10 protein-coding genes are annotated in these 13,122 nt (G+C 55.4%); 5 read left to right on the plus strand and 5 right to left on the minus strand.

The features are described 5' to 3' along the window. Positions 1-381: 381 nt before the first annotated feature. The gene (locus tag RHI63_RS04805; RefSeq protein WP_310821948.1) at positions 382-2,700 is read left to right on the plus strand and encodes a diguanylate cyclase domain-containing protein; all 2,319 of its coding nucleotides are present in this window, start codon (positions 382-384) and stop codon (positions 2,698-2,700) included. Here the strand turns inward: RHI63_RS04805 and RHI63_RS04810 are convergent. Further along, positions 2,695-3,957: a PAS domain-containing sensor histidine kinase gene (locus tag RHI63_RS04810; protein WP_206201301.1), complete on the minus strand. Its 1,263-nt coding sequence runs from the start codon at positions 3,955-3,957 to the stop codon at positions 2,695-2,697. The genes RHI63_RS04805 and RHI63_RS04810 overlap by 6 nt on opposite strands. A 57-nt stretch (positions 3,958-4,014) precedes the next feature. On the opposite strand from RHI63_RS04810, the gene RHI63_RS04815 reads away from it, so the two are divergent. From RHI63_RS04815 to RHI63_RS04830, 4 genes are read left to right on the plus strand one after another with little or no spacing between them, the layout of a single operon-like run. Further along, positions 4,015-5,745, plus strand: coding sequence for an ABC transporter ATP-binding protein (locus RHI63_RS04815; protein ID WP_206201302.1), 1,731 nt, complete (start codon positions 4,015-4,017; stop codon positions 5,743-5,745). Continuing rightward, positions 5,746-6,606, plus strand: coding sequence for a 3'(2'),5'-bisphosphate nucleotidase CysQ (locus RHI63_RS04820; RefSeq protein ID WP_206201303.1), 861 nt, complete (start codon positions 5,746-5,748; stop codon positions 6,604-6,606). A 28-nt stretch (positions 6,607-6,634) separates the two neighbouring features. Next, positions 6,635-8,020 carry a signal recognition particle-docking protein FtsY gene (gene ftsY / locus RHI63_RS04825; RefSeq protein WP_310743467.1) on the plus strand — a complete coding sequence of 462 codons (1,386 nt, stop codon included), beginning with the start codon at positions 6,635-6,637 and terminating at the stop codon, positions 8,018-8,020. After that, positions 8,017-9,216 carry an LL-diaminopimelate aminotransferase gene (locus tag RHI63_RS04830; RefSeq protein WP_206201305.1) on the plus strand — a complete coding sequence of 400 codons (1,200 nt, stop codon included), beginning with the start codon at positions 8,017-8,019 and terminating at the stop codon, positions 9,214-9,216. Before ftsY ends, RHI63_RS04830 begins: the two co-directional genes overlap by 4 nt. Here the strand turns inward: RHI63_RS04830 and RHI63_RS04835 are convergent. From RHI63_RS04835 to RHI63_RS04850, 4 genes are read right to left on the minus strand one after another with little or no spacing between them, the layout of a single operon-like run. Beyond that, positions 9,203-9,364, minus strand: coding sequence for a hypothetical protein (locus tag RHI63_RS04835; protein ID WP_190278145.1), 162 nt, complete (start codon positions 9,362-9,364; stop codon positions 9,203-9,205). The two genes, RHI63_RS04830 and RHI63_RS04835, sit on opposite strands and share 14 nt — an antisense overlap. Before the next feature lie 11 nt (positions 9,365-9,375). Then, on the minus strand, positions 9,376-10,080 hold the full coding sequence (gene fabG, locus RHI63_RS04840) for a 3-oxoacyl-ACP reductase FabG (RefSeq protein WP_206201306.1): 705 nt from the start codon (positions 10,078-10,080) through the stop codon (positions 9,376-9,378). Continuing rightward, complete coding sequence (locus RHI63_RS04845) at positions 10,077-10,799, minus strand: M15 family metallopeptidase (RefSeq protein ID WP_206201307.1); 723 nt, start codon at positions 10,797-10,799, stop codon at positions 10,077-10,079. The genes fabG and RHI63_RS04845 overlap by 4 nt, the downstream gene beginning before the upstream one ends. 41 nt (positions 10,800-10,840) lie before the next feature. Continuing rightward, positions 10,841-12,949, minus strand: coding sequence for a transglycosylase SLT domain-containing protein (locus RHI63_RS04850; protein WP_310743468.1), 2,109 nt, complete (start codon positions 12,947-12,949; stop codon positions 10,841-10,843). Between the last annotated feature and the right edge of the window lie 173 nt (positions 12,950-13,122).

The raw sequence follows: 13,122 nt of genomic DNA on the forward strand, positions 1-13,122 counted from the left end.
CTGATCCAGTAATTCGCTAGTCCATAGCAGCAGCGAATAGAATACATTCAATTCCCTATCCTAGCTTTTCTCCGGCAACAGCGGAATATCCCAGTGACAGCTCTTTGGCGATGGATCGAACATACTCAAAACGGTGAAAGCCCCTACAGAAGAGACTCACATCCCATATTTTAGACAAGGGCTTATTCAGCCCTGTCAACATCCCTGATGTTGCCACGAACTATCAAGATAGAATTAGAATAATTAATCCGGGGTAAAAAGGATCACAATTAGTGATACAAACTTTTGTAAGTCTTGTTTTTATTTACCAGAACGATTAAAAACGATAGACACAACTTTAGACATTATTTTAACAGTATATCTTGGCGAAAGAGGGGCACTATGGAGCAATTGAATTCAGGCTTAAATTTGCAAGCCTTGGTACAGGCTCAGTTAGTGACGATCGCTCCAAGGGGTTCCTTCAATGAGATTCTCCAAGGATTACAAAGCAACCAAGGATTGGGTTTAGTCGTCGAAGAGCAGGGACAGTTTCGGGGCTTGATCACCCAACGGGAAGTGATCCGTGCCCTTGGTAAGGGTTACTCGCCACAGGCGATCACGGCTGCCCAGATCATGCTGCCATCGGATTATTGCCTGCGCCTCAGTGATCTCGATGATCCACTGGCGATTTTAGGGCGTTTTCGCTACTTGGGCGTGGATGCCCTTGCCGTGGTCAATGAATCGGGACGGGTTGAAGGACTGCTGACCCGCCAAGCCTTTCGGGAGAGCCTGCGCCCTGTGGATCTCCTGCGAATTAAACGGGTGGCGGAGGTGATGGTACCCGATGTGGCCACCATTGCAGCGGAAGCTTCGCTACAGGAGGCCGCTGTCCTGATGACCGAACGGGGGGTCACCAGTTTAGTGGTTCCTGAGGCATCCGCCTCGGGTGTGCTGCCGCGCGGCATTATTACGGAAAAGGATATTTTTGAGGCACTGCAGGGCCAAGGGGGAGTGCTCACAGGAACCGTTGGCAGTATTATGTCTCAGCCCGTGCTGACCGTGAAGCCCAATCAAAGTTTGTGGCAGGTGAATCATTTCCTCAAGGAGCACCAAGTGCGGCGGGTGGTGGTTGTGGACGATGATGGTCAAATGGTGGGGATTGTGACCCAAAGTAATCTTTTGGCGGCCATTGACATTACGGAAGCTCAAGGGGTGATTCAGGTGCTAACCCAAGAGCTCAATAAGGCCACGGCGGAACTGCGCTGGCAACTGTCACGGCAACAGGCGATTACGGTGGCGATTACGGAGAGCGAACAGCGCTATAACACTCTGATTAGTCATTTGCCCGTTGCGATCTATCGGCGCGATCGCGATCGCCTGTGGCGGTTTAGCTATGTTAGCGATCAGATTTATCACCTCACGGGTTACTTTCCCCAAGATTTACCGGATCTGCGCCAGATTATCCCAGCGCCGGATTTGGCCTTGGCGGAACGGGATATTGAACAGGCGATTCGGCAGCAGCGTGCCTACAGTACCACCTATCGCATTCAACACCGCGATGGTTGTTTCCGCTGGTTGAGCGATCGCGGGCAGCTAGATCCCCAGAGTCACATGCTCCATGGGGTGCTGTTAGATGTGTCGGAGCAACAGCGCACAGAAGAGCGGCTAAAAACTGCCCTAGAGCGGGAAATGATTGTCAGCACAATCATTCAGGACATTCGCCAGTCCATTCGCTTAGAGGACATTTTGCAGCGGGCAGTCACCAGTATTCAACAACTGCTTCTGAGCGATCGCGTGCTGATTTACCGCTTTTTAGCCGATGGCAGTGGCGTTGTGGAAGTGGAAGCCACCACCTCGCCGCAGTATTCAATCCTAGGTCAAGTGATTCACGATCCCTGTTTTAGTAAAGAGACAGCGCAGCGGTTTCTAGAAGGACGCACTGTGACCATTAGCGATGTCAATCAAGCGCAATTACAGGATTGCTACCGCGAGCTACTACTCAGCCTGCAAGTTCAGGCCAATCTCGTGGTGCCACTACTTCAGGGGCAAGACCTCTGGGGACTGCTGATTGCCCACCAGTGTCGTGGCCCTCGCCTCTGGCAGCGGGAGGAGCTGTTCCTACTGCAACGGATTGCTGAACCCCTAACAGTAGCACTGCAGCAGGCGGAGATGTATGCCGCGTTGGAAGCCGCCAATGCCAATCTGCAGCAGATGGTGTACATTGACAGTCTGACGGATATTGGCAATCGCCGCTGCTTTGATGAACTGTTTGCAAAGGAATGGCGACGCTGTCAGCGGGAGCAGCAGCCCCTGAGCTTGGTGATGCTGGATATTGACTGTTTTAAGGCCTATAACGATCACTATGGCCACTTGCAGGGGGATCAAATCCTCAAACAGGTGGCGCAAATTTTAGAGAGTCATCTACAGCGGGCGGGGGATTTGGCCACGCGCTTTGGTGGGGAAGAGTTTGCCCTGCTGCTGCCCAGTACGGATCAAGCAGGGGCTATCCATATTGTCGAAAAGCTCCAGCAGGCACTAGCGGAGGCAAATATCACCCACGCAAAAAGTACAGTCGGCCCGCAATTGACGGCCAGCTTTGGGATTGCAACGACGCTGCCCACTCCAGAGCATGAGCCAGCCATGTTGTTGCATCTGGCGGATCAGTGTCTCTACGAGGCGAAGACCCTTGGGCGCGATCGCTGGGTCGCCAAGGAACTATAGCGAAGTCAGAGGCAGATAAATACGCAACCATGCGCCGCCATAGTCGGGATGATTCGCCGCCTGCATATAGCCGCCATGGCATTCAACAATTTGGCGAGCAATGGCTAATCCTAGGCCACTACCACTACCGACGGGGGGCATCCGCCCTTCACTATCCGTAGGAATCACAAAGCGATGCCGCCGTGCCTGTGCCCGATAAAAGCGTTCAAACACATAGGGTAAGTCCTTGGGGGGAAAGCCACTGCCCGTATCAATGACTTCGAGACACAGATAGCCCCCCTCGCGATCGCTCAGCAGCCGCGTCAGCACTTGACCACCCACAGGGCCGTATTTAATGGCGTTGTCATAAAGATTGACCAGGAGCCGAAACAGTTGCGATTCATTGCCGCAGTAGGAAAATTGCTCTGGGCCTGTGTACTCGTGGTGAATGTTTTTAGCCGCAGCGAGGGGGGCGAGGGATTGCCACGCAGTATCAATGAGTTGGACAAGGTCAAGGGGATGCCGCTCAAGGCTATCGGCGGGAGTGTGACTCAGGCGGTTTAACTCTAGGAGTTCTTGAACAAGGAGGCTGAGGCGAATAATTTCCTCAAGGAGGCGATCGACCCAATCCCGTAAGGACTCCGGCACCCGTTGTTGTAGGGTTTCAGTCACCAAGCGCAGGGAGGTCAAGGGGGTTTTCAGTTCATGGGCGACATCCGCTGCCCAGCGATCGCGCTCATCCCGCAGCCGCACCACCTCTTCGCAGTCCTCAATAAATACACCCACATGCCCCTCGCCAAGGCAGAGTCCCCGTGCCCGCAGGGGTTTGCGCTTGGTTTGCCCCGTCGGTGTGAGGTAGGCATAGAGCCATTCCTGCTCCCGCATCGTTTCCTCTTGGCGCACCTCTTGGATGAGACAGTCCAATTCATAGGAGCGCACCAGTTCCAAAACAAGGCGGCCTTCGGGATGCACCAAACCAAGGAGCGATCGCGCCGCTTCGTTACAGCAGACCACGCAATTGGCCTCATCCACCTCCAAATAGGCAATGGGGGCATATTCAAGGAGCGTTTGACAGCGCAGCATTTTCTGACGGCAGCGTTCCTGTTCCTGAAGCTGTTGGCTGAGTAGGGTTCGCAAGCGTTGCCACGGTGAGGATTTGAAGGGGCGAGCCGCGTACTGCTCAAGGAGCGTCTCCAAAGCGTGTCGCACTTGCTGCCACTGCCAGAACCAGACCATTAGCCCCAACAGCAGGCCAACCCCAAAAAAGATCAACTCCATGCCTAAGTGTCAGAATCGCCTCTATTCTAGGATTATTCCGAGTTGGTTTGCCCTGTGATGTCATCACCCCTTTTGCGTGTGGAAGCACTTACCGTTGACTTTCGCCAAGCCGATCAAACCCTACGGGCAGTGGATGGCATTTCCTTTCGCTTGGAGCGGGGTCAGACCCTTGGCATTGTCGGTGAGTCGGGGTCAGGGAAGTCGGTGACCTGTTTGGCACTTTTGCAGTTACTCCTGCCGCCGGGACAGATCAGCCACGGCGAAGCGTGGTTTCAGCCAGAGCCAGAGGGGGAGGCCATTGACTTGCTGCGCTGCACCCCCCGCCAAATGCAACAGATTCGGGGTCGCCAAATCAGTATGGTCTTCCAAGAACCGATGAGTTCTCTCAATCCGGTCTATTCCATTGGCTTTCAACTGGCAGAGGCCATTGATCCGCAGCAACGACTGCCCCAAGGGCAATGTCAACAGCGGGCGATCGCTCTCCTTGAGCAGGTGCATCTTCTCAAAGCGGCAGCCCCCCTGGAGGAGAAAAAGCGGTTTCTCCGTCGCTATCCGCACCAACTCTCTGGGGGACAGATTCAGCGGGTCATGATTGCCATGGCCATGGCCGCTTCGCCAGCGCTTTTAATTGCCGATGAACCCACCACTGCCCTCGATGTCACTGTCCAAGCGGCGATCCTACGGCTGTTGCGGGAGTTGCAGCAGCAGTACCCTCTCTCATTGATTTTTGTCAGCCATGATTTGAATCTGATTGCGGAATTGGCGGATCAGGTCGTTGTCATGTACCAAGGGCAAATTGTTGAATCGGGGACAGTTCAGCAGGTCTTTCGTCACCCCCAACATCCGTATACCAAGGGGCTACTGGCTTGTCGTCCCCGCTTGGATCAGCGTCTGGCGATTCTGCCAACAGTGGCGGATTTTCTAGCGGCCACGCCCCCGCGATTAGAAGTGATTTCCGCAGCGCAGCAGCAGGAACGCTTGGCGCATTTGGCGAGCCAACCCCCCTTGGTGCGGGTTGAACATCTCTGGGTCAAGTATCCCGTGGCGGGCAAGCAGCGCTTTGTCACTGCCGTCAGGGATGTCTCGTTTACGATTCGCGCCGGGGAGACCCTTGGCTTGGTGGGGGAATCGGGCTGTGGCAAAACAACACTGGGACGGACCCTCTTGCGCCTCCTAGAACCCGCACAGGGAAAAATTATCTTTGGCGATCGCGACATCAGCCATTTATCGCCTCGCCAATTGCGTCCCCTGCGGCAACGGATGCAACTCATTTTCCAAGACCCCTATAGTTCCCTAGATCCCCGCATGACCATTGGCGAGTTGGTGGCAGAACCCCTGCGGATTCACCGCCGTCATCAGTCGCGACGGCAACACCAAGAGCGGGTGGCCTATCTCCTTGAACGGGTGGGCATTGACCCCCAAGCCCAGAATCGCTATCCCCATGAATTTTCCGGGGGGCAGCGGCAGCGAATTTGTATTGCCCGTGCCTTGGCCTTGAATCCTGAGTTTGTCGTTTGTGATGAGTCAGTGTCGGCCTTGGATGTGTCGGTGCAGGCGCAAGTCCTGAATTTGCTCAAAGAACTCCAGCGGGAGTTTCAACTGACCTACCTCTTCATTTCCCACGATCTCAGTGTGGTGAAATTCATGAGCGATCGCCTCATGGTTATGTACAATGGCGAAATTGTGGAAATGGGTGACGCGGAAACCGTTTACCAACAGCCACAGCACGACTATACTCGCACGCTAATTGCCGCGATTCCCCGTGGTCTTTCCCTTGAGGCAGCCTAGATGTCCCCCGCCCTTGATCTTGAGAATACCCTTGCCACCCTGCGCCCGCTTCTTTGGCAAGCCCTTGAGCAACTGCGCCAGTTTTACCGTCAGGTGCAGGATCTAACGGTGCAGGACAAAGGCGGTGATCCCGTCACCCTTGCCGATGAAACGGTTGATTGCTTTTTGCGCCACGCCCTCCAAGCTCATTTTCCGCCGACGCAGTTTGGTTATTTAACCGAAGAGACCTACACCCCAGGGCAGCCCTTGCCCCAGCCCTACCAGTGGATCATTGACCCCCTCGATGGCACCTACGACTTTTTGCAGCAAACGGGGGAGTATGCGATTCACGTTGCCCTTGTCCATGAACACCGCCCTTGTTTAGCCGCTGTCGTCTGGCCAGAGCAGGAGGTGATCTACACTGCCATTGCCGGCGCAGGTGCCTATCGAGAGACGCGCCAAGGTGCGACGCGACTGCGGGTACAACCCCCCACTGAGGGGCAGTCGTTGCGGGTGGTGATGAGTCGGAGCCACGGCGGAGAGCGCCTACAGGCCTTTTTAAGAACCCTAGGACGCGTACAGCAAATTCCGATGGGGAGTATGGGCTGTAAAACGGCGAGTATTTGCCAAGGGGATGCAGATCTGTACGTCAATCTCACAGGGCGCAGTGCCCCGAAGGACTGGGATTTAGCGGCACCGGATTTGATCATGCAGGAGGCGGGGGGAGCCTTTACCTATGCCAATGGTGAGTTGCCCCGCTACAATCGCGCCGATGTGCAGCATTGGCCGCCCCTAGTGGTGTGTCATCCAGCTTTGAGTCGCACGGTGGGCGATCGCCTGCAAGCCTTTTTACACGAAAATCAAGGCTATTCTGGGAAATAGGCAAGTTCAGTCGCACAGAGGATAGGCCATGGTTTTTAATTGGTTTCGACGCAAGTTTGGTGGCAGTGGTGAGGAGCCATCGCCCCCTGCAGAAACCCCAACGGCAGCGCCATCCGCAGAATCCCCGCAATCTACAACTGAATCCACTGCTTCCCCCGGCATCCTCAACTGGGCAAAAACGGCACTCCAGTCGATTCAAGCGCGACAGCAATCGGAGAGTGCCGCGACGATTGAAACCATTGAAACCGCTGAAGAAACTCAAGAAACACCGCCTGCCGATGATGCCCCCGTTCCCGTCTCTATCGAGTCTGAAGAGACCGCTGTTGCTGAACCTGCCCCTGTCCAGCCCGTTGTGGAAGCTGAGTCGGTAGAACTAGACTCCTCCCTTGTCCTTGATGAGGGCTTTTTGTGGTCGGCGGAGGTGCTTGCCGCCCAAGGCCGGCGCCCAGAGGAGGTGGATATTGAGGAAATTACTTGGTTGCAACGTCTGCGCCAAGGTCTGGGCAAAACCCGTCGTGGCCTAGTACATCAACTGCGGGCGATCGTCGGCCAAGGCCCCTTAAGTCGGGATGCCGTCGAAGAAATTGAGATGCTGCTGTTGCAGTCGGATGTGGGGGTCAAGGCCACGGATCAGATTATTGCGGCGCTGCAAACAAAAATTCGCCAAGAAACACTCCCTGCCGATCAGGCGATCGCCTACCTGAAGGAAATTCTGCGGGACATTCTCGATCGCCCCTTTGAAGCCGGCTACCGCCGCGACTTTGCTCCGAAAAAAGGCACGCTGAATATCTGGTTGATTGCCGGTGTCAACGGCGTTGGTAAAACCACCACCATTGGTAAACTGGCCCACATTGCCACCCAGTCAGGCTATCGCTGTCTGATTGCAGCGGCAGATACCTTTCGGGCAGCTGCCACGGAGCAGGTGAAAATTTGGGGACAGCGCTCCGATGTCGAGGTGATTGCCAACCCCGGCAAAAATACCGATCCTGCTGCTGTGGTCTTTGATGCCATTGGCGCTGCCCAAGCCCGAGGCACAGAATTGCTGCTAGTGGATACCGCTGGCCGCTTGCAAAACAAGGCCAACCTGATGGAGGAACTCAAGAAAATCCGTCGCATCATTGATAAAAAAGCGGGTGATGCTCAAATTGAATCGCTACTGGTTCTCGATGCCACCCTCGGCCAAAATGGCTTGCGCCAAGCACAGGTGTTTGCAGAAGCGGCGCAACTCACTGGCGTGATCTTAACCAAGCTGGACGGGACGGCCAAAGGAGGAGTGGCCTTGGCGGTAGTGCAGGAATTGGGACTACCGATTCGCTTCATTGGTGCGGGCGAGGGCATTAAGGATCTGCGCCCCTTTTCCAGTTTTGAATTTGTCGAGGCCTTGCTCTCCAGTGAGGTGGAGGTGGCAGCATGAAGCTGGCCGATCGCCTGCGGTATTTCCAAGGCAATGTCTTTGACGCCATGGATCGGGCTAAGGCGGCGGTGGCGGCCACGGGACAGCCAATTGTTGATCTCTCCTTGGGGTCTGCAGATCTACCGGTAGCGGATCATATTCTTGCAGCCATTGAAGCCTCGGTGCGTGATGCCAGTACCTACGGCTATCAACTCTTTGCCAGTACAGCGGCCTTTCGACAGGCAGTGGCCACTTGGTTTGAACGCCGCTTTGGCCTCAGGGTAGATCCCGAGCGGGAAGTGCTGACGCTGATTGGTTCACAGGAGGGGACGGCGCACTTGCCCCTTGCAGTGATGAATCCCCAAGAGTATGCGCTAGTGCTTGATCCGGGGTATCCCTCCCATGCGGGGGGGGTGTATCTTGCGGGGGGACAACTGTATCCCTTGCGCTTGCGGGCAGAAAATCACTTTTTGCCGGATTTAGAGGCCATTCCGTTGCCGGTGCGAGAGCAGGCCAAACTTCTCATTCTCAGCTATCCCCACAATCCCACCACGGCGGTTGCGCCCTTGGACTTTTTCAAGACAGCAGTTGAGTTTTGCGATCGCCACGGGATTTTACTGGTGCATGATTTTCCCTACATTGATCTCGTCTTTGATGCGGAGCGGGCACCCTCGATCTTTGAAGTGGATCGCGATCGCCAAGTGGGCATTGAATTCTATAGCCTGTCTAAGTCCTACAACATGGGTGGGTTTCGCATTGGCTTTGCCATTGGCCGTGCCGACATTATTGCTGCCCTGCGCCAAATTAAATCGGTGATTGATTTTAACCAATACGCTGGCATCCTGCGGGGTGCGATTGCCGCCCTCACGGGAGATCAAACCTGTGTCCAGCAAACGCGGCAGATCTTTCGCCAGCGGCGTGATACCTTTGTCCAAGCGCTTTGCGACCATGGCTGGCCGGTGCCCCTCCCGCCAGCGACAATGTACGTGTGGGCAAAACTCCCTGACCCTTGGCAGCGGGATTCCCTGGGATTTTGCCAAGCCCTTGTTAAGGCAACAGGGATTGCCGCCGCTCCAGGCTCTGGCTTTGGTCAAGGGGGAGAGGGGTATGTGCGCTTTGCCCTCGTGCGCGATCGCCCCTGTTTAGAAGTGGCGGCTGCCCAAATTGCCGAATTTAGCCAAACGGTCGTTCAGGTGTCGGGCGCTAATCGCCCATGATCCATGCCAAGAGTAGGATCAGGCCGCCCCAAAGGACAATTGCAGGAATATGAATGGAGCGCAACACCTCTAGGGGAGTTAAAACTAGCACCTCCGTAAAGAGATGGGTGACCGTACAAAGAAGAATGAGCAAAATGATAAAGAACATGGCAACTCGCTCTAGGCATTGCCATAGATGGGAATCACGGCACCACTGATCGCAGCCGCTCCCTCGGAAATGAGATAGGCAATCAGGTCACCGATCGCCCGAGGACTCACCCAATTGACCGCTTGCGCTTCGCCCATCGCTGCCCGATTGGCAGGGGTATCGATAATGCTGGGAAGGATGACATTGGCGGTAATGTTTTTGCCTTTGGTTTCGGCAGCGATCGCCCGCGTGAAGGCCACGACTGCGGCTTTAGCAGCACAATAGGCAGCCAGTTCAGCCGCTGGTTCAACTGCACCCCGTGAGCCAATGGTGACAATGCGCCCATATTGCTGAGTCTGCATACGTTTGAGGGCGTGCTTACAAACCAAGAAGGTGGTCTCGACATTGAGGCGAAAACTCTGCTGCCAATCACTGAGGGCAAATTGTGCCGTTGCGCCCATGCTAAAGCCACCGACAAGGTGAACCACGGCATCCAATTGCGGCATGCGCTCCACGAGAGCGGCCACTTCACTTTCATTGTTCAAATCCGCTGCCACAAACCGCACGTTGGCCAACTCCGCTGCCGCCAATTGCTTTTCGAGGGCGTCTCGGGCAGCCGCATCAATGTAGGGCACCGTCAGCGTATAGCCTTGACTGAGGAGAACCGGCACTACCCCTTGACCGAGTCCGCCTGTGCCGCCTGTCACTAAAACCGCGCGATGGGCAAATCCCCTCATGGCTGATCCCTCAGTGTGAGTTGTCGTGCTCTGTAGAAGGTTTGCAAACTGTGGCGATCGCCAACGAATCGCCAGTGCCAAGGCTCATAACTCACCCCCTGCGGGTTATGACGGGGAAAGGACAGTTCAAAACTAAAACGCGCTGCATTTTTTTCCAGCCAGCGAAAGGCGGGGGTGTCCTCAAAAGTCTCCTTGAGATGGGTGTCTGGCCGACTGCCATCGCCAATATCAATGGCATAGCCCGTATGGTGTTCGCTATAGCCGGGGGGCGCACTCACCAATGCCCGCTCACTTGCCCGTTGTGCCCGTTGCTCCTTGACCTCAAAAAAAAGATAGTCCTGATCCTGTTTGGAGCGAAATCCAGAGAGGGGCATCAACACCACCCCCTCCTGCTGCGCGGCGGCGACCATCGCCCGGAACCGTTCTGCTGCGGCTCGCCGTAATTTAATTTGGCCATCGGCACTCACCGCTTCAAGTTCTGAGAGGGGCGCCTCTTCATAGGGCAGATGTCCCAGCAGATTTTCTGTTGGCGTTAGCGTTGGCTCCGTTTCCGTAGCCGTTGGCGATTCCGTGGGACGATTGAGGAACCACACGGCTCCCACGCCCATTAGCCCCACAAGGACAAGGGTGCTGGCGATCGCCCACCCCCCTCGCCGAGGTTCTACTGTGCCCTGAGTGATTGGTTGTAGCCGCTCCGCAACAGGAATATCTTGATCCATGACGCAGTCCCGTGCCTTTTTATGAGAATAGACGATTTTTCCTAGGGCTGGGCATACAGTTGCCAGTAGTTCCAGTAGTTCTCCAAGACATTCTTGACATAGCCATAGGTCTCAGAAAAGGGAATCGATTCCACAAAGCGATCGCTATCGGTCATATCAAAACGCTGCAACCACTGATTGACATTTCCCGGCCCGGCATTGTAACTGGCCAAGGCTAAGAGCGTGTTTTGATTGTACTGATTGTGGGTGTAGTCAACGTACCATGTGCCCAAGCGGATATTGTCCTCTGGATCCACAAGGGAATAGCTCTCTAGGTTCAACTTTTCGGCAATCCAAGCAGCCGTCTCTGGCATCAACTGCATCAACCCCGTTGCCCCCACCACTGAGCGGATCTGCTTTTCAAAGCGAGATTCTTGGCGAATCAAGGCCATCACCAATAGAGGATTTAAGTTGCGAGCTAGGGACCACTTTTCCACTAATTCCCAGTAGGGCAGGGGGTAAAGGGCATACCAGAAGCGGACATCGCGGCGAATGGGCGCAAAGAACGTTGCCACCTCCGGTTCACTGGCTGAGCGCGTAAACAAGTTTTGCAGCATAAAGATGCCATCGAGGTATTCCCCAACGCCAAGGCGAATCAGGCCATCAGTGAGTTGTTCTGCCGCTGTCGGTGTCACCCGATTGTGGAATTCCCACTGCCAGCGCTGCCAAGCCTCCTGAGACTGCCGCAGCAGGTACAGTTCGCGTAGGGTGGCACTCCCCGTGGCCAAGGGAAGGAGGGGCTTGCGATCGCTCGCCACTGAGGGTCGCTGTTGTCGCAGGGTTGTAAAGGTGCCCACGGGTTTCTTGAGCAGACTGGCGGCTCGCCAAGCATAGTAGGTGTGGGGATAGCGCTCTATGACCAGTTGCCAAGTTTGGCGTTGCCCTTGGGGTTGTCCTGCTTCCCCTTGCCATTTTCCTTGCCAAAAGGCGGCTCGCGGTGCCAGCTCACTCTCAGGGTTCAATTTGAGAATTTCGCTAACCCACTGTTGTGCCTGAGACCACTGCCGTTTTTGGGCAGCCCCTTGGGCCAGTTGCCAGCGCAGTTCCGCTGCGGCGCTGCTTTGGGGATAGGTCTTGAAGAGTTGTTGTTGGCTTTGTTGTGCCCCCTTGGTGTTGCCTAGTTCCTGATGAGCTTGGTACTGTGCCAGAAGGGCATCGGCAGCGATCGCGGGTGCTTGATTTTGCCTCGCTAACTGAAGACACTTGGCCAGCAAAGGGAGACGCTCCGCCGGTGTTTTGGCTAAACGGGCAAGGCGCAGTTGGGCAAGGGCTGCTTCGGAACTTTGGGGAAAGCGGTTGATCAGGGCTTGATAGGCGGCGATCGCCCCAGAGGTGTCCTCACTCAATTGACGTCCCCGGCCCACCCGATAGAGATTCAAGGGGGTTGGTGGTGCCTTGGCATAGGCCGCTGCTGCCGGAGCATACTGCATTTTCTCCCAATAGCCAAAGGCGATCGCTTCCCAATCGGCGGGCGTCAGTTGATCGGCGTAGCGCTGCCGCAAAATTTCAAGGTAGGTGCCGTATTCCTCAAGAAAGAGGCCGTGGCGTGCCACCAGCTTCAGGTAGGGCACTTGATCGGGATTTTTCTGTAACTGTTGCGCCACATAGTTGACGACGGCAGGATGCTGTGGAAAGCGGGCGATCGCCTTTTGCGGTTGATTGAGGCTCAGGAGTGCCACTGCCGCTTCAGGTTCACTGCCATAGTCCCGCAGCAACTGTTCCCACGTTTCCTTTGCCTTGCGGTTATCTCCCTGTTGCCGATAGGCCTCCGCCCGCAGCAGGAGAATGGGTGCGGCCATGGGACGGTAAGTCTGCTCAAGATCTTGGAGCCACTGAAGTGCAGCTTGGGGTTGCTGTTGACTCAGGCTTTCTACGGCCAAAAGATAGCGGGCGCGATCGCGCTTGAGGGGATCCGCAGACTCTGCCCATTGCTTTAACTCTTGCGGACTTTGGGGCGGCGCTTCAACAGTCAGCGTGTAAAGGGGCGAAGGCGATCGCCAATGGTACCAACTGAACAGCCCACCGCCAACCATCAGTGCCGCCAACAACAGCGACACCAGCCAAGGCCGTATGCCTCGCCGCTGCTTTCGTTTTGGGAGTGATTTAACCATAATTTGCAATTCCAGCCAGCAACCCCGCTCTCCAATCTCCACAGTAAACTAGGGAGTACAACCCTATTCTTATTAAGTATGTGGCGGTCTTGGATGCAGCAGTGGCAACTGGGTGCTAGCGAGGGGCGATCGCGCTGAAGGAAATCGAATTAACGACCTCACCCGCACATCGC

The sequence above is a fragment of the Thermosynechococcus sp. GLH187 genome, assembly GCF_031583395.1.
In the GTDB taxonomy this organism is placed as follows: Bacteria; Cyanobacteriota; Cyanobacteriia; order Thermosynechococcales; family Thermosynechococcaceae; genus Thermosynechococcus.

Bases quoted from the DNA above. Each gene is read 5' to 3' on its own strand.
- ftsY (WP_310743467.1), top strand. From the start codon at position 6,635: ATGGTTTTTAATTGGTTTCGACGCAAGTTTGGTGGCAGTGGTGAGGAG.
- RHI63_RS04845 (WP_206201307.1), bottom strand. From the start codon at position 10,799: ATGGATCAAGATATTCCTGTTGCGGAGCGGCTACAACCAATCACTCAG.
- RHI63_RS04810 (WP_206201301.1), bottom strand. From the start codon at position 3,957: ATGGAGTTGATCTTTTTTGGGGTTGGCCTGCTGTTGGGGCTAATGGTC.
- RHI63_RS04835 (WP_190278145.1), bottom strand. From the start codon at position 9,364: ATGTTCTTTATCATTTTGCTCATTCTTCTTTGTACGGTCACCCATCTC.
- RHI63_RS04850 (WP_310743468.1), bottom strand. From the start codon at position 12,949: ATGGTTAAATCACTCCCAAAACGAAAGCAGCGGCGAGGCATACGGCCT.
- RHI63_RS04820 (WP_206201303.1), top strand. From the start codon at position 5,746: ATGTCCCCCGCCCTTGATCTTGAGAATACCCTTGCCACCCTGCGCCCG.
- RHI63_RS04805 (WP_310821948.1), top strand. From the start codon at position 382: ATGGAGCAATTGAATTCAGGCTTAAATTTGCAAGCCTTGGTACAGGCT.
- fabG (WP_206201306.1), bottom strand. From the start codon at position 10,080: ATGAGGGGATTTGCCCATCGCGCGGTTTTAGTGACAGGCGGCACAGGC.
- RHI63_RS04830 (WP_206201305.1), top strand. From the start codon at position 8,017: ATGAAGCTGGCCGATCGCCTGCGGTATTTCCAAGGCAATGTCTTTGAC.
- RHI63_RS04815 (WP_206201302.1), top strand. From the start codon at position 4,015: ATGTCATCACCCCTTTTGCGTGTGGAAGCACTTACCGTTGACTTTCGC.